Here is a 25,627-nt window from a genome sequence, read left to right as displayed (position 1 = left end):
TATTTTTATAAAACAAAATGTACTAAAAACTTATTCATGAAAATCATCAAACACCTTTCAGTTTTTCTATTATTCATCTCAACTTCAATCTATGCTCAAGGACGTTTTGACAACGTTGAAATAAAAACAACTCAACTTTCAGACCATACCTATATGCTAGAAGGTGCTGGTGGAAATATTGGTGTTTCTGTTGGTGATGATGGCGTTTTTCTAATTGACGATCAGTTTGCTCCTTTATCTGAAAAGATTCTTGCTGCTATAAAAACACTAAGTGACAAACCCCTAAAATTCTTAGTAAACACACATTATCATGGTGACCATTCTGGTGGTAATGAAAATATGGCTAAAGCTGGAGCCACAATTATTGCGCACGATAATGTTAAGAAACGCTTAGAAGGTGAGCAACGAGATGGCAGCTTTAAACCTAAAGAAGCTCTCCCTGTAATAACATTTAACGATAAACTTAATATTACCATAAATGATGAAAGTATTGCCGTTTTCCATGTCGCAAATGCACATACTGATGGTGATACTTTATTGTATTTTACACAAAGTAACGTGCTTCATACTGGTGATACTTATTTTAATGGACGTTATCCATATATTGATTTAAATTCTGGAGGAAGTGTAAATGGTTATATTGAAGCAGCAAAACGTGGCTTGATGGTTATTGATGATGATACCAAAATTATTCCTGGTCATGGTAAAGTATCTAATAAAGAGGAATATAAAAGCTTCTTAGAAATGCTGGAAACATTGAGAACTAAGATTCAAAAAGCCATAGATGAAGGAAAAACGGAAGACGATGTAAAAGCAGATACTAGTCTTACAAAAACTTATGACGATTTAGATTATGGTACTGGTTTTATAAATAGCGAACGTATACGATTGACTTTTTATAAGAGTCTAAAGGAACCTAAATCCTAAAAATCATTATACCAATTAAATAAATCAGTTCTTACACCAATACTAAACCAAAGCGTATTAGAATCCATTGTTGAAGCTGTTATAGCTTCAGGATTAAAATCTCTAAAAATAATATTAGTAAACACTTTTAAATTTGTCGTTGGGTTTAGCAAGTAACCTGCTTGTAGCTCAGTCATAAAACTATTGGTTTTATTTCCTTGACCGATCTTAATATTAGTATCACCAACTCTGAAATCCTCGTCGCCATATATATCACCACCATAATTAAAACTGTCCTCATCAGTATTAAAATCAAAACCGCGTTGCCCAATTATAAACTTTGCATCTGCAAACCAACGCTTATAATTATAACGACCAATTAATACTAATTCTCTGAAATTTGCTCCCCAAAGATGTGCCATTGGTTGATTGTTATGTGCATAATTCAATACAATAGTATTGTGTGCATAGGTATAAGGACGCACTTGATTGTATTCTGCTTGTAGTAATAAATTGTCTACTTCAAAAGCATTAAAATATTTAGTTCCTATCTGGAAGCCTAGTTTATTTTTCCAGCTTTTTTCGCCACCCGTAATATCACTAATGGAAAACTCATCTACTAAAAATTGTCCGTATAAATTGAACTTATTATTCAATTTATATTTTGATGATAATCCTAAAATTGCATTTCCATTACCTTGACCGGTCTGAAACTCGATAGCTCTAAAAAATATTATTGGATTTAAATAGTTAAGATCAAAACCTCTGTCATTTGAGTTTTGCCACATTACAGATTCAAATAAACCGATATTTAAACGTTTTGAAACATTCCAACTTAGGTAGTGGTTAGCCATGTATTTTGTTCTGAAAGTTTTGTCTTCGATGACTTCTCCTCTAACATCTCTTAAAGACATCCATGTACTTGTATATTTTATTTTCCAAAATTTAATGTTAGTTTTTAAAAATGGATAAGGGCTTGCAACATCGCTCTGTAATAAAGAACGATAACCATCACCTATAAAGTTTTTACCATGACCAAACTGAATATTAAAAAACTTTGAAGGTGTGTATGATAAATACGCTTCTGCAACAGGATAATCATAAGAGTTATCCTTGAATCTTTTAGCAATACCACGACCTGGAATTAGTGCAGGATCTGGTCCTGAAGCCCTAATGCTTTCAGCATATTGATTAAAATATTCTGCAAAGCGACCTTGACTTTCATAAACCGAGGCAGAAAAGTTAAACTTATCTCCTAAACCTCCTTGTACAAAAATACCTCTGGTATTATTCCAAGTAGAACTAAAATCTGCTTCACCATCTCTTCCCACTTGTAAATCTAATATAGGATCTACGGTAAACCAATAGTCTTTACCTTGTACTTCTACTAAATGCTCATTGAATAATTTTCTACCAAACCAAGTATCTGTATCCTTAGCTAAACTTTCCTTTTCAGATTCTATATCGTAATATCTGTTAACATCACTATACACAAATGGCTTAGCAGCTGTATGGCTATTTGTTCCGATGGCATTCATTTCGTCATCAAAACGCGCATAATAAGAATGTGTAAATGGAATATTTAATTGACTAGTGTATTCTAGTTTTTCATAAGGTTTTAGTTGATCTGCTATTGCATCGAACTCATTTGACAATGTCGCATTAAGACTGTCTTTGTGAGATAACTTTACCTCATCAGTTTTTTCTAATTCTCTAACAGGTTTAGTTAACGGTATTGCAATAACTATACTGTATTGAACAAAGGTTGGCTTACCATTATAGCTTGCTGGTTCTACCTTTGGTAATAAGTCGAAAACACGCCTTGCCTCTTCTTTTAATTCATCATAAATAGCATCAGCATAGATAACTTTAAATTCACCTTTGTTATCAACTTCAAATAAAATCTGAATATCACCATTATAAGATTCTTCAGAAACAATATTTGGTACATTAAAGTTGTCGTAAATATAACTTTTCAATGTATAATTAAAACATGCTTTTAATTGGTCAATGGCTTCAGATTCGCACTCACTAAATACTGGTGGTTTCTCATATGTTAAAGATGTTTGAGTAAAACCTAATAGCGACATTGAGAGAATAGCAGAAAGCAAAATACGCTTCATAGAAGAAAATGGATTTTTAACGAGTGAAAGATACTTATTTTTTAGAAACCCCGAACTCAAATAAGACATTAAAAAAACCGCTATTGGTATAATAACGGTTTTTAAAATTTTATGAAGTTTAGTTTTTAATAATCTCTAACGTCGAAGACAATAGGAAGTGTATAAATTACTCCTACTGATTTTTTTCCTTGAATTCCTGGCTTCATTTTTGGGATTTTATTAATAACACGTTTTGCTTCATTTTCTAAAGCAAAATGTGGACCTCTAATTTTGACATCTATAATATCCCCATTTTTGTCAATAGTAAATTGTGTATTAATTCTCTGTCTTCCTGACATACCGTACTCAGAACCGATATCGGTATTAAACTTTTTATTAATAAGCTTAGTGATTTTCTCAGACATACATTTTTTACGTTTGTCGTTCGTTTTATGGCGCTCACATCCAGGATAAACAGGCGCTTGTTCAATTCTATCAAAAGGCATAGTAATAGGACTTTCGATTGGCGCTGCATCAACAATATCATTTGGATCTGCTACTGGTTCGCTCGACAAAGGAGTTGGATCTGATACAATTAAATCAATAGGATCTTTCTCAAGATAATCATCTGGCTTTTCTATTACCTTATCTATCAAAATTGTTTGTTTAACTTCTTTTTGTTTTTTTTCGATTACTTCTGGTTCTACTCTAAACTTTTCAACTACATCGATAGTTGCAACTTCATCAGATCCAACAGAATCAATAATAAGTTTCTTTTCTTGAAATTGCATTTCAAAAAGTGCATATGTGCCTAATAAACAAAGAATCAACCCTATTTGGAAATACAGGGTTGAGTTTTTTTGTAAATTTGCATCATGCTTTTGTGATTTCTTTGCTTTAGTAGTGCTCTGACCAGCAATACCGAAGTCTTTTTTAAAATTTTTCATAATACGTATTATTTAAATGTTAATATTATGAGAAAGTCACAATAAGCATACCAAAAAGAAAATCCCGTCCAATTAATTTTGAACGGGATTTTTATATTTTAAAATATATCTGCCTCTTAGTCTTGTACAGAAAATACAATAGGAATAGAGAATGGCATCACAACTGCCTTACCTCTTTGTCTTCCTGGTTTCATCTTAGGTAATTGACCAATAACTCTTTTTGCTTCTTTTTCTAATCCTGGATGTGGTCCACGAGCAAGAATGTTAGTAATGTTCCCAGATTTGTCAACCTTAAACTGAACAAAAATTCTTTGTTTACCTGAAGGTAATCCTAAATCACTAGCTAGTTCAGTATTAAACTTTTTACCGATGAACTTATTTACTTTCTCGTTCATACAAGCTTTCTTGGCTGCATTTCCCTTTTTCTTTTCACAACCTGGAAAAACCGCAACATTTTCAATTACTGAGAATGGTACCTCGATGTCTTCTTCAACTTCTTCTACTTCTACTTCCTCAACTTCTACAATTTCAGTTTCCATTTCAGTCTCTGTAGATTCTATGACCGTTTCTTCAACTTCTTCTTCATCTTCAACTACTTCAATAACTTCTGGTGCAGCTGGTGGAGGTGGAGGTGGAGGTGGTGGAGTAACGATTTGTTCTGTAATAGGCACTTCTTCTTCTAATTCATCATCTAAATTAAGTGAATCTGCAACAATATCACTCTTGTCATATGTCTTATAGTTAATAGCCATGTAGGTTATTCCCAACATTAATGCTAGACCGACTGCGAAAAACAGTGAACTGTTTCGACTTACATCAGATTTTACGTTCTTTTTAGGTTCCATAGTATTGTCTTTAAAATAGTGTCGCTAATTTAACTAAATAATAGTGAATATAGCAAAACTTAGAGTTATTTTAACTTAATTATGTTTAATATACTCGCAATTAATGTGCCAATAATTACTCCAAAACAGTTGGCCATTAGATCGTAATTATCGTAAGTTCTATTTGGATTAAGTTGATGTTGTATTAACTCGAGTATGATACCAAAGGCGATAGTACAGCCAAACACAATTAAAATAATATACTTTTTAGGACTTGTTTTAAAATAGGTCACCCATAAATAGGCTAAAATAAAATAAGCAATGAAATGATATATTTTGTCATCAAAAGATGATCCTAAACTTGGTACTTTTTTTAAATCAACAAGGCTAACAATAGTTAACCAAATGGTGTAAACTAATGCACCTATTAAAAAAAGCTTTTTAACCACTTATAACTGCTTTGTAATCTTCTGCAGATAATAAACTGTCTATTTGTGAAGCATCAGAGAATTTTATTTTAATCATCCAGCCGTCACCATAAGGATCAGAGTTTACCTTTTCTGGTTCGTCTTCTAAACTTTCATTAAATTCTATAATTTCTCCAGATAATGGTAAAAACAAATCTGAAACCGTTTTTACAGCCTCAACTGTCCCAAAAACCTCTTCGATATCTAAAGTTTCATCTAAAGTCTCTACTTCTACATATACAATATCACCAAGTTCTCCTTGTGCAAAATCTGTAATACCTACTGTAGCGATATCATCTTCAATTTTAATCCATTCGTGGTCTTTAGTGTACTTTAATTCTGATGGTATATTCATCTTTAATGTTGTAAATATTATTGTAGCAAATGTAATTTTTTAATTGCTTTCATTCAAAATTAATTTCCGAAATTATATCTTAAGGTTATTCCAGATCTTACAGAGGTTTGTGGGAATGAAGTAGAAATCGCAAAATCAGAGAAATTATAATCAAAATAGAAGATCGCAGACAAGTTCTTACTAAATGCATATTGTGCAGTATATTTTAATCCCCAAATTGTCTGACCTGCTGTAATTTGATTATTCTCTAAATCTAAATATCTAATTATGGTTTTGTTATCTCTTACAGAAATATCTGCTCGCATGTCTAAATCACTTACAACAACTTGTTTTGCACCTGCGAGCTTAGAACGAATCCTTAAATCCTTGATACGATAACCTAAACCTAAAGTATATTCTTTGCCTTGAATTTCGGTCATTAAATTATTATCAAAACTTAGTGATAATGTTCTATCTGTTTTAACTTCTGCTAAGACTTTTACTGAGTTTTTCATTTCAAAGTCTAAACGAATTAATGGACTAAACTGTTCTTCTAGATTAATATTGCTATATAGAGTTTCATTTTTAAAATTACCTGATTGACCTTCTATCGCTTCGTCTGGTTGATCGATATATAGCTCACCATTATTTCCTGCCGTAAAATCTAAATTGGTTCTGAATTGATTAATAGTATATCTAGACCTGTAACCATGTTGAATAGAAAAACGTCTAAATGTTTTCTTAAACCATGGTATTTTCATTAAGCCTGTATATTTTAATTGCCAATTAGGAATAGGAATATCTCTAAACGCACCAGTACTCACCTTATCGGGATTAGAACCATGATAAGCAGATAAAAATGCTGGTAATAATACACGTTGACTATTCTTTCCAAAACCTAATGGATAACCTTCTGTATCTGTTGCAAAAGTATTTGTTCCATAAAACTCTTTTGCTAAGCGGTTTGCTATTATTAACCTATTGGCTCTAAAGTCATCAAAAGCTGCAGATTGATTTTCATCACTTTTACTAAATGCAGTTTTAATTAGGGCTGTTGATATATTAAAATTACCAAAGGTATTTGGTGTTAAAGATCTATAATCATTTATTCCGTCTCCTAATTCACCATTTGCTACATCAACAATATTTCCATTTGCATCTAAAAAGTCTTCTACCCTAAAATTTTCAGTAAAGCTTTCTGCATAACTTCTATTACCTTGAAGATCAATCTTTAGATCTCGCATAGGTTCAATGTTCACCGAGTAGTCTAAAGTCGTATTTTTTACTTCTGTATATTGTTGATTGAAATTTTGGAAATCAGTCAACCATCCATTTCTTGCCGCTAAACCTCTAATATCTCGTTGAGACCCAAAAGTGTAACCAAAAGTCGGTCTTAACGTGCCAATGAAACCTGGTGTTGGTAAATAACCTGGTAAGAATGTACCATTATTCTCAGTATAACCAAATTGAATACGCTTTACCATAGTTACAATATCAATTAATGTATTGTAGGCTTTTTTTCCTGTACTTAACTTATTCGGATCTTTAGCTTGTTCATTCTTATTTTCTAATGCCGCTTTAGGAGCAGCTGAACGACTTTTTACCGTTGTATTTCTATTTCTGCCACGTCTTTGATTTCCTTTTCTTACTAACCCTAGAGTTTTGTATAAGGTCTCCATATTAAGGGTAGAATTAATATTGTGCGTGTTAGAATTTTGGATGGAATGTCCTAAGTCAAAAGTATTGAAAGTACCAGGCATATCTGGATCTTCTACCTCTAATCCAGCATTTAAATCAGAACCCTTTTGCCACTGAAAAGCTCCGTTATAAGCATATGTTGTTCTTAAGAAACTTAAAGCTGGTATTTTATATAAAGGCAACTCATAATTAACCTGAAGTTGTTGTGTCTGAAAATTAGGATCTCCAAAATCGAAGAAACCATCCCAAACATTGAGTTCTGGATCTTGTCTTCCGTTTATACGATCATCAATAAAATAATTACGTACTATGTTTGTGTTGGCTGCTGTAAAGTTTAAACTCAGCGCATCAGTTAAGTTATAATTGATAGCATATTGAAAATCGAAGGTGTAATTTCTCCTGAATAATTCTTCAATACCAATATTATCTCCTCCTAGTTCTACCTCTCTAAATTTTTGCTTACTGAATTGCCTGTTAATATCTGTGTTTACTGAGAAACTCGATGGTAACAAGTTAAAATTGAAGTCTTTCAAAATCTTCCAATAATTGCCTGTAAATAAAGAATCATTCTTTTTAAAAGGCTCTACTCTCAGAGGTTCAAATGCATAATTGTAATTTACACCTGCTCTAATATTTTGGTCCAGTGCATTTTCAATTTCAAAATCGCGATGCTCAACTTTGTTATAAGAATAATTGAAAGTTAAGTTCTCAACATCATAGAAACGTGGTTTGGCATCACCTGTTCTTTGTTTTCTAACTCCTATAAAATTGATACTCTTTCTTTTAGTATAGTTTTCATTTACCTTAAGAATAGAATCTTGGTCTGTAGCATTATCGAGCTGAGTTTGTAACTCAATATCTTGATAATACTCATCGTATTCTGGCGTAATAATTTCTTCACTTTGCGAGTAGTTAAAAGGAATCTGAACTCCCCATTTTTTCGGTAACAATTGTCCTAGTTGTAGATTGGTTACTACATCGTATTGTTTTACATCCTCTCTGCTTCGCTCATTAGGTCCTTGTTCTATCCCACCAAAACCTATAGTACTTCGTCTTCCTGTGGCACTGACATTAGCAAAATCAGCAATATTAGTATCCATACTCATTACAGCAGCCCAACCACCTTCATTTTCTAAATCAGACATTCGTAATTCGTTGAACCAAACTTCTCCACAAGAATTAGCACCTGTAATTCCAGAATTTTTGAGACCAACCATTAAAACCCTTATATCTCCAAAATTTGGATTTCCTTTTATGGCTACACGTTGTTGACCAATTGGTAAAGTAGAAAACTCAGGAACCGAATTTTCATTAAGTTGACCATCTACAACATCATAAAATGTTGGATCTTCATTCGCTAAAGTTTGATCAAAAATTCCTTTTGATTTTATCTGTTGAAGAATTTCTAGTGGAAGATTAATCTCATTGACATCTGGCCATATACGTTCTTCAATACTGCCATCTGCAAAATCTGATGGTAATAATGGTACTTCAACTTGATAATAATTTTCTGTAAAATCATTACCCATTCTTATAAAGGCGATAAGTTCACCTTCCACAAGGGTTTGACCTTCTTGTGCTTCAGCATGTAAAAACATCCGTAAGTTTTTATACTGACGCATATCTACATTAATATTTTTAAATACACCTTTTGAGTCGGTCGGCTCTAACTCACAAACCTGTAACACTAAAGACTGTTCATTTTGTCTCTGAATTGTATTATTGTTATTCAATTCTTCTCGTCTTACACCTGGTGGAATTACATAATCACCATCATTTTCTTGTACACCTATAATACCAACACTAAATTCATCATTAACACTATTATTTGTAGGATCATTATCTAAATCTAAAGTATAACGTCTCCAATCGCTACGTACTAAATCTAAAGAGGCAAAACGAAGTACTGTATTTTGAGTAAACTCTCTTAAATATAAACGTGCAAAACGCACAGATCTAATATCAGTAATACCACCAATAGCGTTCGTTGGTTCATTAATAGGTAATCTAAATTGATACCAGGTCACTTCTCTCTGATCACCATTTGGCAAGGTGACGTTTCTGACTTTAATATCATTAATTTGAGGGTTATTAATATTAAGACTAGAAGGAACCATATCAACTTCATATTCAAAATAACTATCAATGGTATTCATTGTGTTATCTCTATTGATATCCTCAACATCTGGCAAGGTAGTAGAACCTCTATTAGTATCTGTAAAGACATCTGGTGTATTACCTTCTTGGCCATTATATTTCTTATAGCGTTCAAAAATATTACCACTAGTATTTAGGTAATAGGTGTAATTATCTTTAGAAGGATCTTCTAAACCAGAAAAATTAGCATACAACGCTGTCAATTGAGCATCATCTGCGATGGTAGGTGTTTCTTCGCTATCATCATAACCATCAAAACCAACATCTTGATTTGCACGTTCCGCTCCAGTCGTTCCAAACGTGTATATTAAGGATTGATTTTGCGGCACAACCGATCCAAAAATTGATGGATTTAGTGTAGAGATATCACCATCTTCTGGCAAACCATTTTCGTATTGCTTCTTACCATCTTTTAAAACGTCTTCAGATATATTACCAAGATTCAAAAATAATTTACCACCTTGGCTCGTTGGATTATCTAAAAAAGGATCCTGTACCCAAAATTCAATGTACTCAACATTGGCTTGTTCAAAGTCTGTTGATGTGATTTGTCTTGTGATACCTGCCCAACTATCACTAGGATTATCCAATACATCATCAGCGGCTTCTTCCTGAAAATTATAAGGTCCTCTTTCTGAAGGATAATAAGCTAAATCTAGTGTATTTATAACTGAGGTTTGTCCCTGTACGATATCAACTTGTGGAAATATTTCTTCAATAAAAACCCGTCTGGTATACAAATCAGATACATCATCATCAGTAATACCATTAGGACGTTGGTTACTATAAAAAATCGGATCGATAGTGTACCAATTCAATGCTGCTCTATCAAAGCCATTCTGAATTCCTGGTTTATCTTCATTGTCAAAACCTTCAACTTCATAGTTTTCACCTAGCTCTTTTGGTCGACTCGATAAAGTCCATGATAATGGACTCAGTAAATCTATCGCACCTTGAGTACCCTCAAAATCATCAATGTAAGCTGTTGCTTCGCCATTAAAATCAGCACCATTTGGTGCTCCTGGTAACAAGTAAGCAAATTCACCTCTAACCGAAAGATTAGAAGGCACATCAGTATCTACATTTGGCAATTTATTTGCTAATCGTGTTAAAAAAGGAACTTCCGTAGAATAGTTTCCATTAAACCCAAAAATAGTATTATTTATAGGCTCAGAATTAAAATTTGCTTTTTGAGTTATTGGTCGCTCATTAAGATTTAATAGCGTAGCACCCAATACAAAATTATCATTGAATTGATGCTCTATATTTATACCTGTAAAACGTCTCGTTTGTTGCCCGAAAACTGCATTATTTTCTACCGATACGTTAATTGGAGTATTTGATGCTTTTAAAGCTTCATCTAAAATCTCAACACGCCCTAAATTATAGTCTACCGTGTAATCAATACCTTCTACAAGTTGTCTCCCGCCAGCAGTTACTCTTACTGAACCTCTTGGCACGTTAAAAGCACCAAGTGGAATTCCTCCACCACCTCCACTACTTTTAAAACGTCCTTTTATTTGAAATTTGTTCTTTTCTGCCTCGTCTAAAGCCTGTGTTTTAGTTGATTTATATAGTAAATCATAAACATACTTTTCTTGATTGGCATTAGTGTAAGTATCTTGCTCATAGTCTGTGTCATTATTATTTGGGTTACCATCATCATCTAATACATCAAATAAGTAGCGACCAAAAGGCTCTGCTTTGGTAAATATAATTTTACCGTTTTGTGGAATAACGGTTATCATTGGATTTGACACATAATCAAAGAAACCATCACCTCCTTCTTGTGGATCGTTATTAAAATTAAGTCTATCTAAATGAAATAATCGAATTAATGGTGTTTCATTTATTTCGGTATCATCAGCAGTATTGGTAGGTGTGTTATTCTCAAAAGGTGGAAAGGATGTTCCTTCCACAGGTCTTATGTAGTTAACTGGTGACGCTTCAGTATAAAAAATGTTTAGTCTAAAATCTTCTTGACTTAACTGAAAAGCACCTGTGTCATAAATGTTTTTCATCATTAAATCCCAAATTGGTTGTTCTACAGAGGTCACTGCACTTTTCAACATTTTTAAGACCAAACTTTGATTATTAATCACCTCATTCCCAGCGTTATCATCAACTGTTGTTGCATCTACACCATCATTAGCAAATTCACCAACTTGATACACCTGACCACCAACAGTATATTGAAACGCAACCGCTAATACTTCGTCATTAAGCAAACGCTGATTTAATGAAATATAACCTAATTCAGTGTTTAAAATATATTCCTGACCTTCTCTCAGCTTTCTTGCAGCTTCTAATTTGCCATAATCAAATCCTTCGTTTACAGGAACGTTTATTCCAGTTTCAACTATTGTAATATCTCTAACAGCATTAGTCAATAAAGAACCTGCACCACCAATATTAGTTGGATCAAAGTCGTTATTTTCATTATTTGGTAATGCCCCAGGATTATTTACAAATCCAGCAGGTATTGGATTAAGTCCAATATTTTCAATTTCAGATTCTCCTAAATCTTGAAATGCAATAATGTTTCTAACATTATCAGTCTGATTATTTCTATTGGTCACCCAAACCTCAACTCTTGTAATTTGCAAACCTTGATTATCAATAAAAGGATACTGTAATAAGGCTTTATCGTAGTTATCTCTAAAGTATTGGGCTAAATAAAAGTGTCGATTTTCATCATAATCTCTGGCAAAAAACTCAAACTCTTCTAAAGTTCCGCCACCTTGAGCCACAACTGACTTTGATTGTGATTGTTGTTCTGAAAACACTGCTGTAACTCTGGTCTTACCAAACTGTAATTCGGTTTTAACACCGAAGAGGCTTTGCGCTCCTGTAATTAAGGAACTATTTAGTGGCATATTGACATTACCAACTTCAATTTTACGAATAATATCGTCTTCGGTTGGTGTGTATTCTAATTTTACGAGTTGTTGAAAATCGAATGAGGCTTCCGTATCATATTGTGCCGTAACCTGAAGTCTGGTACCAACTTTACCCAATAAACTCAAACTTATTCTTTGGTCAAAATCGAATGTAAAATTAGATCGATTGCGAGGTGAAAACGATGGATTATCTTGTTTAGAATAAAGTATTCCTAAATCGACATCAACCGAACCTTGTGGTACTACGTTAATCGTGTTTCCTCCAAAAATAGTTTCAAACAAACCAGAATCGACATAGAACTCTGGCAACAAATTTTTCTGATCTTCTTCCGATCCATCTTTTTGACCAGCGGCGGCATCAGCCATTCTTTTATAATATTCCTTCAATTTTTCTTGTAACACCAATTTCTGAAATTCTTCGGGTGTTAGTATTAATGGATAATTAATATTAAAGTTTCCTATTTTTTCTGTGTAGATATAGCGATCTAAAATAGGATCGTATGTATATTTTGAAACAATACTATTTGGGTTTGGCATTTTTAACTTCCCCAATGCAAATGTAGTTTTTGTAGAGTCTTGCTCTTGCTCAGTTTCTTGGGCATAAGTAAGAGAACTTATTAGCATCAAAAAAGCTAATATGCATGAGAAACTAAATGTGTAGCGTTGAGTATCGTTAGTTATATTCAATTGCATTATAAGTTTTTTAGAGCTTCTTTAATAATTTGCTCTACTAAGGCGTCTGGTTGGATTTTTAGAATTCTTTCAACAACTTTTTCTGATTGTTTTTTGTTAAATCCTAAAACATCTAAAGCAGATAACGCCTCATCTTTATGAGTATTGTTTGGTATTAAAGAAAGTTCGTCCATGCCATAAACTTTTAACACTTTATCCTTTAAATCAATAATAACACGCTGTGCTGTTTTTAGTCCAATCCCTTTTACACTTTGAATTAGTGCTACGTCTTCACTAGCAATACCTTCTTTAACTTGTTCTGGTGTTAATGAGGATAGCATTGTACGTGCTGTATTAGCACCTATGCCACTTACAGAAATAAGTAATTTGAATATTTCGCGTTCAACCTTAGATGAAAACCCATATAAACTATGGGAATCTTCTCTAACTTGAAGATAAGTATATAATCTTAAGTGTTCTTTATCTGGAATCTGAGAAAAAGTATGAAGAGATATATTAATAAAATACCCTACACCATTGCAATCTATTACAACATCAGTCGGATTTTTTTCAACAAGTTTGCCTTCTATATGTGTAATCATTTACTACCAAGGGTTAAAAAACCAAATGTAATAAAATTATTTACATTACAAGGACAAGATAAACACTAAGAAAGTAACTATTTCTGCTGTCTTTTTTCTCGCTCTTGAGCATCTATAACAGAAATTGCTGTCATATTTACAATTTCATCTACGCTTGCGCCTAATTGTAATATGTGAACTGGTTTAGCCATTCCCATCATAATTGGTCCAATAGATTCTGAATTATTCAATTCCTTTAGAAGCTTATAGGTAATATTGGCAGCATCTAAACTTGGAAAAATAAGCGTATTAACCTTCCTTCCTGCTAATTTTGAGAACGGAAAAATATCCTGAAGCATTTTAGAGTTTAAGGCAAAATCTGTTTGTAACTCACCATCTACAATCATATCTGGATATGTTTTATGTAGTAATGCCACAGCTTCTCTAACTTTCTCGGCACGTGGATTATCCGAAGACCCAAAATTAGAATAAGAAATCATTGCCGTTACAGGCTCAATTCCAAACATTTTTGTAACTCTAGAGGTCATACGTGCTATTCTCGCTAAATCTTTAGCTGTAGGATCTATATTTATAGATGTATCGCTCAAAAACATTGGTCCTCGTTGTGTCATCATAACATTAGTTGTTGCTACTCTAGATATACCAGGCGCCATTCCAATTAACTCTAACATCGGTTTAACCACAGAAGGGTAACTACGAGAATAACCAGTAAGGACTGTATCTGCATCTCCTTCATTTACCATCATTGCTGCATAATAATTACGCTCTCTCATTTTCTTTTCAGCCGAATAAATAGTAACACCTTGTCTTTTTCGTTTTTCCCAATAAGCTTTTGCGTAACGATTTTTACGTTCTAATTCTTCGTCAGATTTTGGGTCAATAATAGGCACATCTGCGTCAAACTCAATCTCTTTCATTAAAGCGATAATAGTATCTCTTCGACCCAATAAAATAGGAAAAGCAACACCCTCTTCGTATGCAATTTGAGCTGCTTTCAATACATCTAATTGATCTGCTTCAGCAAATACCACACGTTTAGGGTTTGTACGTGCTCTACCAATTAATTGTCTCACTAATTTATTATCCGAACCTAAGCGTTCTAAGAGTGTGTTTTTATAGCGATCCCAATCTTCAATCGGTTCCTTTGCCACACCACTTTCCATAGCAGCTTTTGCCACTGCAGGTGGTACCTCAGCAATTAGTCTAGGATCAAAAGGTTTTGGAATTATATAATCTCTACTAAACGTTAGTCGTTTTTCATTATAAGCCAGATTAACCTGTTCTGGCACAGGTTCTTTTGCTAATTTAGATAGGGCCTTTACTGCGGCCATTTTCATAGCTTCATTAATTTTAGTCGCTCTAACATCTAAAGCCCCTCTAAAAATGAAAGGAAAACCAAGTACATTATTCACTTGGTTAGGATGATCGCTACGTCCTGTTGCCATAATAATGTCATCTCTAGTATCTATTGCTAGTTGATAGTCAATTTCTGGGACTGGATTCGCCATTGCAAAAACGATAGGATTTACAGCCATAGATTTGAGCATCTCAGTAGTTACAATATTTGGTTGTGACAAACCAATAAACACATCTGCATTATCCATGGCATCAACAAGCGTATCAATTTTTCGATGTGTTGAAAACTCTGCTTTTTCAGGCGTTAAGTTGTCTCTATCATTTCTAATTACGCCTTTACTATCTAGCATTACAATATTTTCGCGTTTTGCCCCAAATGCTTGATATAATCTTGTGCAAGAAATTGCGGCGGCACCAGCTCCACTGACTACAATCTTAACTTCACTAATATTTTTTTCAGCCAATTCTAATGCATTCAATAATGCTGCTGCCGAAATGATGGCCGTTCCATGCTGGTCATCGTGCATTACAGGAATATCTAATTCTTCCTTAAGACGACGTTCTATTTCGAAAGCTTCAGGAGCTTTTATATCTTCAAGATTTATACCTCCAAATGTTGGAGCAATATTTTTTACAGTTGCAATAAATTCCTCAATATCTTCGGTATCAACTTCAATATCAAACACATCAATATCAGCAAATATTTTAAAGAGTAACCCTTTTCCTTCCATAACTGGTTTTGATGCTTCAGGACCAATATTTCCTAATCCTAAAACCGCAGTTCCGTTAGAAATTACAGCAACAAGATTTCCTTTTGCAGTATACTTATAAACATTTTCGACATCTTTTTCGATCTCTAAGCAAGGCTCGGCAACACCTGGTGAATACGCTAAAGATAAATCACGTTGAGACGCGTATTTCTTTGTAGGTACTACTTTTATCTTTCCTGGAGTTGGCTTTGCATGATATACTAAAGCCTCGATACGTTTACTTTGTTTGCTCATAATCTGAATGGATTAAGACGCAAAGATACGCAATGAAAGTTGGTCTGAAAATTCAATAGTTTTAAAAATTATGCGTTAATTAGCAATACCGCTAACCAATGTCTTTAATGAGAAAATTTTTATTCTTAATTCTACTTTTTTTAAGTTTTAAAACGTTCGCTCAAACCTCTAAGAAATTTGTTCTTATTGATGAAGATATTAAAAAAGTAATTCCCTTTGCCAATATTATCTTTAATGAAAATAATCATAAAGGTACTTCGACTGATATTGACGGTGTTTTTTATGTTCCTCTATCAGTAGAAAATATAACAATTAGTTCTGTTGGTTATGAAACCAAAACACTAAAGCTAAGCAGTTTTGAATATCAAATCATTCGATTAAAACCACAAGTTAGTGCATTAGATGAAGTTGTAATAGACGGAGAGAATCCTGCGCATCGTATCATTAGAAACGCTGTTAATAATAAAAAACTAAATAACCCTGAAAGCTTAAACTCATATACCTATGAGTCTTATGACAAGATTATTATCACCCTTGGTAAGCAGAGTAAAGAAAAAGATACTATAAGAGAGAAAATGGATAGTATTATGAAGGGTTCCTATTTTTTCATTACAGAAACGATTGCCAAACACAAATATCTAAAACCTCGTTTTTCAGAAGATAGCATCATGGCGACAAGATCTTCTGGTTTTAAGAACCCACAATTTGCTATGCTCGCCAATAGTTTTCAGCCTTTTTCATTTTACGATGATCATATTCCACTTTTTGAAAGTAACTATCTGAATCCTATTTCTAAAGGCAGTACACGTAAATATAAATTCAGGTTGAAAGAAGAATACATCCAAGATACCGACACCATTTTTATTATTTCTTTTGAACCTAAAGCAAATCGCAATTTTGAGGGTTTAAAAGGGTTGATAACCATTAATTCTAACAAATATGCGGTGCAAAGTGTTGATGCAACCACTATAAATTCAGGGAAATTAGATGTGACCATTCAGCAAAAGTACAAGCATGTCAATAGCACCTATTGGTTTCCTGAGCAATTGAATTTTGAAATTAACGTTGGTGAAGGTTTTGGAGCCCTTACTTATAAAGGCAAGAGTTACCTTTCTAAAATTACACCAAATGCTACTTTGAGCAAAAAAGAATTCCCCTTTGTGTCAGTTACGTTGCCTAAAAATGCAGGTTTAAAAGATAATTCTTTTTGGAATCTGAATCGAAGAGACTCTCTTAATAGTAATGAAAAACGCACTTATGTTTTTATAGATAGTATTGGAGAAAAGATAAAACTTGATAAAATTTTTAACCTATTTCCAAGTTTGGTAAAAGGGCGTTTACCTCTTAAATATATAGATATTGACCTTGCAAGACTTGGGCGATTTAATCAATATGAAGGTACAAGGCTTGGTCTTGGACTATGGACAAATGATGATATTTTAAAAAATGTGTCTATTGGTGCGTATGCTGGTTACGGGTTTAAAGACAAGGCCTGGAAATATGGAGGTGAACTTTTGGTCGAAGTACCTGGAAAAAAAGAAATCTCCATTAGTTTAAAATATATGAACGACTTACGAGAAACAGGTACTTTTTCTGACAATAGATTTGGTAATATTTTCTCACAACGCAATTGGATTGCAAGCCAAATGGATGCTATTGAAGCCTATAGCATAAAAACGGATATGAAACTATTCAGAAATCTAAATTGGACTTTGGGCTTTAATGTAGCAGATGTTACTCCACTTTATGATTATGAGTTTACAAATAATAACATGAGCATTACTAATTACTCTAATTCTGAATTGAACATAGGCATTGGTTTCCATGCAAAAGAACAACTTGTAAATAACTTTGGTGTTACTAGTAGAATACCTAATGATGCTCCAGTTTTAAACTTCCTATATTCTAGAGGTTTAAAAGGTACACTAAATGGTGACTTCAATTACAACAAGTTTCGCTTTACTCTAGACCATAGTTTCATTACAAAAGGTTTAGGCAAAAGCACTTATAGACTAGATTTGGGCTATTTAGACACATCGCTCCCCTATGGATTAATGTTTACGGGAGAAGGTGCATTTGACAAACAAATTCCGTTTGTGGTAAGAAACTATTTTCAAACCGTAACTCCATATGAATTCTTATCGGATAAATATTTACATCTTTTTACAGTTCATAATTTTGGTAGACTCTTAAACAATAAAGGCTATATACAGCCGGATATTCTATTACATAATAATTTAGGCTTTGGAGATTTATCTGATCCTGAAAATCATCAACTTATTAATTTCTCAACTAAAGAAGAATTGTTTTTAGAAACTGGTTTAGAATTACAGAACCTAATAAAAATACCTTGGCTCGATGTTGGTTATTTAGGTCTTGGTGTAGGAGGTTTTTATAGATATGGGTACCATAGTTTAGAAAAGTCTAGTGACAACTTTGCCTTTAAGTTTTCGATGGGCTTTAGTTTTAAGTAGGTAATTAGCGTTTTACAATTTCCTTAAATTGATAAAAGAAACGTTCAATGAGTCTTAAGTCTTCTGTTATAATTTCTGCAGAACCTCTCATTTCTTGTTTAAATTCTATGTTTTTATTGTAAGAAGTAATTAGCTTTTTAGGTAATTCCACGTCGATAAAGTATAAGCCTTCTTTATCTGGAATGAGTGAAATATTTTTCACTTTGCCATTCAATACTCCAAACTCAGTATCAGGATAATTTTCTAGTTTTACATTTACGTTTTGCCCAACTTTAATTTTTCCAGAATTTTGGGCAGGTGTTTTAAGTTTTGCTATAAATGATGAGTTCTCAATTGGAATAATCGTAAACACTAAATCACCTTGATTTACAGTTTGATTATTATTCCAGAAGTTTAAAAAAGACACGTTGCCATTTATATCTGATTTTAAAACATAAATTCTTTCCCAGTCTTTAATAGCATTTTTTAGTTGATTAAAGGATTGAATAACGTTTTTAAGTAAAGTCATCTCTTCCTTTGTTCTATTTATTTCAGTGCCTTTTGAAGTCATATGCGCTCTGCTTATGGCTTCTCGTATTTGCGAAATAGATGATTCGAAATTTTTATAATTACGTTCTTCTCTTGCATATTGCAATTGAGTGTTTTCATAATCTTGAGCAGAAATAACTCCTTTATTAAATAATTTTTTTTGCCTATTTAGTCCAATTTGAGCATACTCTAATTCTGTCTTGTTAATATCGCGTTGTCGCTTTAGACTTTGTAAACGTCTATTCAGTTCTGAAATTGAATATTTATTAGCTAGTGCTTCATTGGAAAAAGGTTGTAACTCTTTATTGAGTAAATATTGATTATAGTTGTTTTCAAACAACGCATATTGCGATTCTATATCACCTAAAAATAATATTGGCAAACTATCTACAGGAAATTGAAATGATTTACTGTTAACAGTTATAGTATCAATGACAGATTTTAATTTATAAACATCTCTATAATTGGCAGTATTTTCTAATATTGCCAATGGTTGATTACTCTCAACACTTTGGTTGTCGTCTACTAAAATCGCATTTAACTTACCTGTTATTTTAGCATACTCTTTTTGTGGTGGAATTTGAGTTGTTATAACTGCTTCAGAAAGAATAATATCTGGATATTTCACAAACCAAGACAAAAAAAGCAGCATCAATATTAAAGACAAAAACAAGACATTTCCCCAACGTATCATCCAATGTGGTACTTTGGTAAGTATTTCTTGTACTTCTTCACTTCGAAGTTCTATATTTTCTAAATTATTATCTGGCATACTATTTACCGAGTTCTAACTGATTCTTAACCAAATTAAAGTAGTTTCCTTTTTGTTTTACTAAAGCTTCATGATTGCCAACTTCTACAATCTTCCCTTTATCTAATACCACAATCTGATGTGCATTTTTCACAGTACTTAATCTATGTGCGATAACAACTACAGTTTTATCTTCAAAAAAGGTATTTAGTTTTTCCATAATTACCTTTTCATTATTAGCATCTAATGCAGAGGTCGCTTCATCAAAAAATAAGAAATTAGGATTTTTATAAACTGATCTAGCGATTAACAAACGTTGTTTTTGCCCTGTGCTGACACCAATCCCCTCCATACCTATTTTGGTATTATATGATAATGGTAACGATTCAATAAACTCTTTAATATTTGCAACATCAACGGCGTGCGCTAATTTCTTTTTATCCACATAATCTTCTCCAACCGCTATATTATTTGCAATGGTATCATTAAATATATAACCTTCTTGCATTACGACTCCACACTGATGTCTCCATGTTTTTTGTGAAACATTTTGCAAATCGTGATGACCAATTTTTATTTGCCCGTTGTTTGGATCATAAAACTTTAGTAACAATTTCATTAAAGTGGTTTTTCCACTTCCACTTACACCAACAATAGCCGTAACTTTTTTAGCAGGTATTGTTAAATCCAGATCTTTTAATACCATTTGATCTGACCCAACATATCTAAAAGATACTTTTGATAATTCTAAGTTAGCATCTAATGGAATATCCATAAGCTTCTCAACATCTTGCTGTTCTTCGTCTTCTTTATTATGAATTTCCGATAAACGATCTAAAGATATTTTAGCATCCTGTACTTCTCTTATAAAATTAATAAGTTGCGATATTGGTGAGTTTAACTGCCCAACAATATAGCTAATAGCTAACATCATACCTAAAGTGATGTCACCATCTATAACCAATTTAGCAGACAATACTGTGATTAAAATATTTTTAACCTCATTAATGAAACCAGAACCTACACTTTGGTATTGTTCTAAAGCTAAACCCTCAATAGATACTCTAAATAAACGTGCTTGCACAAACTCCCAAGACCACCTTTTTTGCTTTTCTGCATTATGCAATTTTATTTCTTGCATACCATTAATGAGTTCAATTACTTTGCTTTGTTCTTGGCTCACTTCTGAAAAACGTTTATAATCTAAATCTCTTCGTTTTTTGAGAAAAATAATGATCCATAAAAAATAGAGAAAGCTACCTAAAAGAAATATGCCAAAGAGCATTAGGTTATAATATGCCAATACAAAACTAAACACCAACAAATTCACCATTGAAAACAATACGTTGAGTGACGATGTAGTTAAAATTCGCTCAATACGCTTATGATCATTGATACGTTGCAAAATGTCCCCAGTCATGCGCGTATCAAAGAAGGCTATTGGCAAATTCATTAGCTTTATAAAGAAATCTGAAACTAAAGATATATTAATACGTGTACTTAAATGTAATAAAATCCAACTCCTAATAACCTCTATAGCTGTTCGTCCAATAAATAAAGCTAATTGTGCAAATAAGATTAAATATATAAAATGGATGTCTTGGTTTTTAATACCAACATCTACTACACTTTGGGTTAAAAAGGGAAATATTAACTGTAGTAAACTTGCAGCTATTAGACCAATTATTAGTTGCCATAAAAAGCGCTTGTATTTAAAGATGTATTTTGATAAAAATTTAAATCCAAATTCTGTTTTTCCTTTATCAAAATCTGAATTATAGAATTTTGCTGTTGGTTCTAATAATAATGCTATACCTTCTTCTGTTTGGTCTGAAGCGTTGTGACCAATCCAATGATTTAAAAATTCTTTTTTATTGTATTTTAACAAACCGTGAGCTGGGTCTGAAATATAAAAGACTTCTTTCTTTATTTTGTAAAGTACTGTGTAGTGGTTGTTATTCCAATGTACAATGCATGGTAATGGTGCCTCCAATAAGCGTTTTAAAGTAAGTTTCACGCCAAGACTCCTAAAGCCTATCTTTTCTGCTGCTTCACTCAAACCTAGTAAACTGCTACCTGCTCTTGTAGTTTCACTTAATTCTCTGAGCTGCTGTATAGCAATGCTTTTGTTAAAATATTTGGTTATTATTTTTAGACAGGTTGGACCACAGTCTTTGTTATCTCGTTGCTTGTAGAATGGGAATTTTTTCAACACAAAATATATTAATCTTCTATAATTTGGATATCTTCAATAGGTATAGGAGATAAAGGCCCTTCTTTTCGACCATTAATATGCCACATTATATAATCGTAGTCGCCTTTTGTTATTCTGTCACTTTTAATCTCTTGGTCAAGAATATTTTTTATTTCACCCCAATATTCTTCTGGTGAATGTACAAAAATTAAAAACGGAGAAGCATATCCCTTACATTCTAACTTTTTTATATCAGGAAAACCTCTTTCCTCAACTATTTCTATTAGTATTTTAGTGTTCTTTTCATCCAAGCTACTCTGCAAATCCCATAAAGAATCCTTCACTTTTTTAGATACTTCGTTTCTTTTGTCTGCAACTCCTCTGGCAATTTTTCCATAGACTAATTGTTTGTTTTTTTCAAATTTTATATATTCTTTCTTAGTTATTCCTTCAGAGATCATTATTGAATCTAATATTTTAAAAAAAGGATCGACTAGCTCACTTTCCTTTCCTCTATATTTTTGATCATCATCGTATATATTGACTAATACTTCGCACAAAACTTCATTATCCTCATACTTGTTAGATTTACAACTTGATGCAATAAAAAAAATCATTAAAAAAAAACTATAATATTTCATGTTTCTATGTTTTAAATAAAACAATATCTTAAATATAAGAAATACTTAAGATATTGCTGAAATACTATTTTTTTACAATCCATTGACCATTATCTAGTAATACGTCATCACCTTTACTCAATTTACCGTCGCCGTCATTATCACAATAACAATCAGTACCTGAACTACCTTGGTTACCAGTATAGGTAGTACCACCATCTCCACCTCTTACTTGATGTAAGTTAGACAATCTCATTTCTTCGAAATTAACTTGACTTAATTTTTTCATAATTTAAATAATTTATTTTATTGCTTACTCTATTCAGGTTTTTCAGCTTACACCTTTAGTATTATTTTCCATCTAAATGATATGATTGAATTGTTTTTATATTTAGCTTATTAGTACTCCAATCTTTCCATTCGTTTGTATAAGGATTGTAACCACATTTTAATGGTTTGGAATATATATCGTTAGGATCTTCTATAAACGCCCTGCAATCGGTACATATATGCCTGAATTCGCAATCTTTGCAAATATTTATATTGTCTTTTTTTACTTTCCAATACTTTTTAAAAGTCTTCTTATTTAAGCATTCTTCCAATGTTTGTGACAAAACATTACCAAAACTTTTCTTCATTGAAGGACAATTTTTGATATTACCATCTACATCAATTCCAACCTTATGGTTTAGGCAACTATTATGATTTACACTTTCTGTGAAAAGAGGCGTGTTTACTACAAAAAAATCTTTAGATATAAGACCACAGCACGAGCTGTTCTTAATTTGTTTTTTAGTGTAAATTATGAAACCCATATTTTCCTTAAGAGGTGGTGTAAAAGTATCTTCTAAAGAATTAAATATTTTAAATGATGCTAATCGCTTATTTTTAATGATAACATCATTTAAATTTCTAAGTGATTCATTATAAGGCATAGTAACATCAACTGAAATAATTGTGGATTGGGCATTTTCAAGATATTTCAATATATCTAAGATTTCGGTTAATTCAATTGAATTAAAGTATCGTAATTCAATATGCCTACAGTTCAACTCGTCTAACTGATCAAGTATATTATATAAATCGTAATTAGAATTTGAATCTCTATCGATAATGGCATTATTTATAACTGATGGATCTTCCCAATCTAAACTCATTTTGGGAAATAATTCTGGTTGATTTGTAAAGAATATAAACTCATTTTCTAACAGAAACTCAAAATACTCATCAATAATAGAATCGTATTTATTTTGATAAATTACTTTTATTTCACCAATAGCTTTTCCTTCATATTTGATCAAAATTTCAGCTAAATCATTCGGAATTAATTTAACCTCATTTCTCTGAAGATCGCATATCGTACTTCTTTTAGCTCCTTTAACCGGAATGCAATTTGAAAAGAGTTTAAAAGTTTTATTTTGTACCATTAATTGAAATCATTTTAGATATTGGCTTGTAAAAACCTTGAGGTTTTACTTCCGAATTGAACTTTTTTATAGAAATAAATTTTTCTGTGCCTTTCATCTTTCCACTCGAAGCATTTATATAGTCTTCAGAATTCGCCTTCTGAATCGTAAGAGGTAATTTTTGTTTAATTCCTTTCATTTCTACTTTTAAATAGATTATTAGCTATGTTCTTTTCTATATGGTAGTTGCAGTTTTTTGACACCCAATCAAGTTGTCCCATTGGATTAACTTCTAAAAAAATATACTCCCCTGAAGTTGTATAAATAATGTCTATAGAACCTGTTCTAATGTTTACTTTTTTCGCGAAAGCAATTAATTTATTTTTGATTCGGTTTGGCAGAATAAAAGGAACACATCTATTCTGTTTTTCTTCATTATAATTCCTGTAGTCTAATTTAGTTTTTTCATCATCTTGAGAAAAAATAGCCATTGCATAGAAAGTATTGTCAAAGAAAAAAACCCTGATTTCAAACTCTTTCTGAATTAATTCTTGTACGAGAATTGGCGCAAAATTGTCTTCTAATAATTCAAGGTCATCTCTTTGAACAATAAAAGTTCCTATTGAAGATATATACTTACTTTGAGTTCTTATGTTTACAGAATATCTTATATCTTTTGATATTGCGGTTCTATTATTTATAAAATCCAACAATTCAGATTTAGAAGTTGTCACCAAAGTTTTAGGTATTTTTAGACCAGCTTCTTTTGCTTTAATTAAATTGTAAAGTTTATAATTTTCGACCTCTTTTATATATGAACCAATATAGTTTGTTGAACTCTTTAAATAAAGCTCTATAGATTTTATAAGAGCATCTTCTTCCTTTTTTAGATACTCACTATAACTGCCTAATCCATTTAATTCTTTTGGAATATGTCTTAACCTTCCTCTTCTATGCCAAACTGTATCTACATCAGAAAAATCAACTCCATTTATTTTGACATTAATATCATTATCTAATAATGAGAAAGAGTTTAGAGAATTAAAGTCTTCAGTATTTAAACTAAAGAAGTCCGCTTTTAGTTTGCTTAGCCATCTAGAAACATTTAGTGATGTTATATCATATTTACTGCTAATTAGTAGAATCATTTTTTTTGAAATAATCTAACTTGACTTCTTTTCTTCCTTCTAAATGCCACTTAATAAGACCATAAGAACTTTTAACTATTCTCCCAGCTCTATTCTCTTTTTCAATTAATTCTAAAACTTCACTTTTTAAATTATTCGGTGTATGCATTAATATTATATGCATGGGAAAATTTGAGTTTGAATTACTACTTGATATATATCCATATTCTTTAATTATTTCAATAACTCTTATAGTATTATTTATATCAATTTCATCTTGTAAGACCCATAAACTATCTTTATCTTTTTTAGAAAGACTTTCTCTGTTTTCAACAATTATTGAGCGATATTTTTGGTCACTTTGAGTTATAGATTTTAATTCTAATATTAAGATATCAGGAAGTATTTTTTTTTCTACTTTTTCTTGAGAGTTGATAACACAGAAGTTAAAAACCAATGAAAAAACTATAATTAACCTATGCATAATTTCAATCCTTATTGTTTTAAAAAATCAATAGTATAAGCATTGCTGTAGCCTTAAACATTTTAACAATGCTT

18 protein-coding genes are annotated in these 25,627 nt (G+C 32.1%); 2 read left to right on the top strand and 16 right to left on the bottom strand.

Annotation, left to right across the window (positions count from 1 at the left end; all coding sequences use genetic code 11):
• The first annotated feature begins 36 nt into the window (after positions 1-36).
• Positions 37-927 (top strand): MBL fold metallo-hydrolase, encoded by an 891-nt coding sequence (locus Q0822_RS07720; RefSeq protein WP_299122176.1) that lies wholly within the window; start codon positions 37-39, stop codon positions 925-927.
• On the opposite strand, the gene Q0822_RS07715 is transcribed toward Q0822_RS07720, so the two are convergent.
• The 8 genes from Q0822_RS07715 to Q0822_RS07680 form a co-directional block, all read right to left on the bottom strand.
• Positions 924-3,029 (bottom strand): gliding motility protein RemB, encoded by a 2,106-nt coding sequence (locus Q0822_RS07715; RefSeq protein WP_299122174.1) that lies wholly within the window; start codon positions 3,027-3,029, stop codon positions 924-926. The genes Q0822_RS07720 and Q0822_RS07715 overlap by 4 nt on opposite strands.
• Before the next feature lie 125 nt (positions 3,030-3,154).
• Positions 3,155-3,955: an energy transducer TonB gene (locus Q0822_RS07710; RefSeq protein WP_299122172.1), complete on the bottom strand. Its 801-nt coding sequence runs from the start codon at positions 3,953-3,955 to the stop codon at positions 3,155-3,157.
• 116 nt (positions 3,956-4,071) lie between these two features.
• Positions 4,072-4,800, bottom strand: a complete 729-nt coding sequence (locus tag Q0822_RS07705; RefSeq protein WP_299122171.1) for an energy transducer TonB — start codon at positions 4,798-4,800, stop codon at positions 4,072-4,074.
• Between the two features lie 65 nt (positions 4,801-4,865).
• A complete protein-coding gene (locus tag Q0822_RS07700; protein WP_299122169.1) occupies positions 4,866-5,228 on the bottom strand; it encodes a VanZ family protein in 363 nt (120 codons plus the stop codon).
• Positions 5,221-5,601, bottom strand: a complete 381-nt coding sequence (gene gcvH, locus Q0822_RS07695) for a glycine cleavage system protein GcvH (protein WP_299122168.1) — start codon at positions 5,599-5,601, stop codon at positions 5,221-5,223. Before gcvH ends, Q0822_RS07700 begins: the two co-directional genes overlap by 8 nt.
• A gap of 59 nt (positions 5,602-5,660) precedes the next feature.
• Positions 5,661-13,028, bottom strand: coding sequence for a cell surface protein SprA (sprA, locus tag Q0822_RS07690; protein ID WP_299122167.1), 7,368 nt, complete (start codon positions 13,026-13,028; stop codon positions 5,661-5,663).
• On the bottom strand, positions 13,028-13,609 hold the full coding sequence (ruvA, locus tag Q0822_RS07685) for a Holliday junction branch migration protein RuvA (protein WP_299122166.1): 582 nt from the start codon (positions 13,607-13,609) through the stop codon (positions 13,028-13,030). Before ruvA ends, sprA begins: the two co-directional genes overlap by 1 nt.
• A 77-nt stretch (positions 13,610-13,686) precedes the next feature.
• Entirely contained in the window at positions 13,687-15,969 is a 2,283-nt protein-coding gene (locus tag Q0822_RS07680) for an NADP-dependent malic enzyme (RefSeq protein ID WP_299122165.1), read from the bottom strand.
• A gap of 107 nt (positions 15,970-16,076) precedes the next feature.
• On the opposite strand from Q0822_RS07680, the gene Q0822_RS07675 reads away from it, so the two are divergent.
• Positions 16,077-18,443: a DUF5686 family protein gene (locus tag Q0822_RS07675; protein WP_299122164.1), complete on the top strand. Its 2,367-nt coding sequence runs from the start codon at positions 16,077-16,079 to the stop codon at positions 18,441-18,443.
• 4 nt (positions 18,444-18,447) lie between these two features.
• Here Q0822_RS07675 and Q0822_RS07670 read toward each other — a convergent pair whose 3' ends face one another.
• From Q0822_RS07670 to Q0822_RS07635, 8 genes are all read right to left on the bottom strand, one after another.
• On the bottom strand, positions 18,448-19,743 hold the full coding sequence (locus tag Q0822_RS07670) for an HlyD family efflux transporter periplasmic adaptor subunit (protein WP_299122163.1): 1,296 nt from the start codon (positions 19,741-19,743) through the stop codon (positions 18,448-18,450).
• A 1-nt stretch (position 19,744) separates the two neighbouring features.
• Complete coding sequence (locus Q0822_RS07665; protein ID WP_299122162.1) at positions 19,745-21,934, bottom strand: peptidase domain-containing ABC transporter; 2,190 nt, start codon at positions 21,932-21,934, stop codon at positions 19,745-19,747.
• An 11-nt stretch (positions 21,935-21,945) separates the two neighbouring features.
• Positions 21,946-22,557: a hypothetical protein gene (locus tag Q0822_RS07660; protein ID WP_299122161.1), complete on the bottom strand. Its 612-nt coding sequence runs from the start codon at positions 22,555-22,557 to the stop codon at positions 21,946-21,948.
• Positions 22,558-22,621: 64 nt separating this feature from the next.
• The gene (locus Q0822_RS07655; RefSeq protein ID WP_299122160.1) at positions 22,622-22,825 is read right to left on the bottom strand and encodes a hypothetical protein; all 204 of its coding nucleotides are present in this window, start codon (positions 22,823-22,825) and stop codon (positions 22,622-22,624) included.
• Between the two features lie 61 nt (positions 22,826-22,886).
• Complete coding sequence (gene gwsS / locus Q0822_RS07650; protein WP_299122159.1) at positions 22,887-23,963, bottom strand: grasp-with-spasm system SPASM domain peptide maturase; 1,077 nt, start codon at positions 23,961-23,963, stop codon at positions 22,887-22,889.
• A complete protein-coding gene (locus tag Q0822_RS07645) occupies positions 23,950-24,141 on the bottom strand; it encodes a hypothetical protein (protein WP_299122158.1) in 192 nt (63 codons plus the stop codon). The genes gwsS and Q0822_RS07645 overlap by 14 nt, the downstream gene beginning before the upstream one ends.
• Positions 24,128-25,090, bottom strand: a complete 963-nt coding sequence (locus tag Q0822_RS07640) for a hypothetical protein (protein WP_299122157.1) — start codon at positions 25,088-25,090, stop codon at positions 24,128-24,130. Before Q0822_RS07640 ends, Q0822_RS07645 begins: the two co-directional genes overlap by 14 nt.
• Positions 25,074-25,553, bottom strand: a complete 480-nt coding sequence (locus tag Q0822_RS07635) for a hypothetical protein (RefSeq protein WP_299122156.1) — start codon at positions 25,551-25,553, stop codon at positions 25,074-25,076. Before Q0822_RS07635 ends, Q0822_RS07640 begins: the two co-directional genes overlap by 17 nt.
• Between the last annotated feature and the right edge of the window lie 74 nt (positions 25,554-25,627).

Source organism: uncultured Winogradskyella sp. (assembly GCF_947496485.1).
In the GTDB taxonomy this organism is placed as follows: Bacteria; Bacteroidota; Bacteroidia; order Flavobacteriales; family Flavobacteriaceae; genus Winogradskyella.
This window is presented reverse-complemented; position numbering and strand designations above follow the sequence as displayed.

What these genes read in the sequence shown, in the direction of transcription:
- Q0822_RS07720 (WP_299122176.1), top strand. Translation starts at nt 37, where the DNA reads ATGAAAATCATCAAACACCTTTCAGTTTTTCTATTATTCATCTCAACT.
- Q0822_RS07715 (WP_299122174.1), bottom strand. Translation starts at nt 3,029, where the DNA reads ATGAAGCGTATTTTGCTTTCTGCTATTCTCTCAATGTCGCTATTAGGT.
- Q0822_RS07710 (WP_299122172.1), bottom strand. Translation starts at nt 3,955, where the DNA reads ATGAAAAATTTTAAAAAAGACTTCGGTATTGCTGGTCAGAGCACTACT.
- Q0822_RS07705 (WP_299122171.1), bottom strand. Translation starts at nt 4,800, where the DNA reads ATGGAACCTAAAAAGAACGTAAAATCTGATGTAAGTCGAAACAGTTCA.
- gcvH (WP_299122168.1), bottom strand. Translation starts at nt 5,601, where the DNA reads ATGAATATACCATCAGAATTAAAGTACACTAAAGACCACGAATGGATT.
- sprA (WP_299122167.1), bottom strand. Translation starts at nt 13,028, where the DNA reads ATGCAATTGAATATAACTAACGATACTCAACGCTACACATTTAGTTTC.
- ruvA (WP_299122166.1), bottom strand. Translation starts at nt 13,609, where the DNA reads ATGATTACACATATAGAAGGCAAACTTGTTGAAAAAAATCCGACTGAT.
- Q0822_RS07680 (WP_299122165.1), bottom strand. Translation starts at nt 15,969, where the DNA reads ATGAGCAAACAAAGTAAACGTATCGAGGCTTTAGTATATCATGCAAAG.
- Q0822_RS07675 (WP_299122164.1), top strand. Translation starts at nt 16,077, where the DNA reads ATGAGAAAATTTTTATTCTTAATTCTACTTTTTTTAAGTTTTAAAACG.
- Q0822_RS07670 (WP_299122163.1), bottom strand. Translation starts at nt 19,743, where the DNA reads ATGCCAGATAATAATTTAGAAAATATAGAACTTCGAAGTGAAGAAGTA.
- Q0822_RS07660 (WP_299122161.1), bottom strand. Translation starts at nt 22,557, where the DNA reads ATGAAATATTATAGTTTTTTTTTAATGATTTTTTTTATTGCATCAAGT.
- Q0822_RS07655 (WP_299122160.1), bottom strand. Translation starts at nt 22,825, where the DNA reads ATGAAAAAATTAAGTCAAGTTAATTTCGAAGAAATGAGATTGTCTAAC.
- gwsS (WP_299122159.1), bottom strand. Translation starts at nt 23,963, where the DNA reads ATGGTACAAAATAAAACTTTTAAACTCTTTTCAAATTGCATTCCGGTT.
- Q0822_RS07645 (WP_299122158.1), bottom strand. Translation starts at nt 24,141, where the DNA reads ATGAAAGGAATTAAACAAAAATTACCTCTTACGATTCAGAAGGCGAAT.
- Q0822_RS07640 (WP_299122157.1), bottom strand. Translation starts at nt 25,090, where the DNA reads ATGATTCTACTAATTAGCAGTAAATATGATATAACATCACTAAATGTT.
- Q0822_RS07635 (WP_299122156.1), bottom strand. Translation starts at nt 25,553, where the DNA reads ATGCATAGGTTAATTATAGTTTTTTCATTGGTTTTTAACTTCTGTGTT.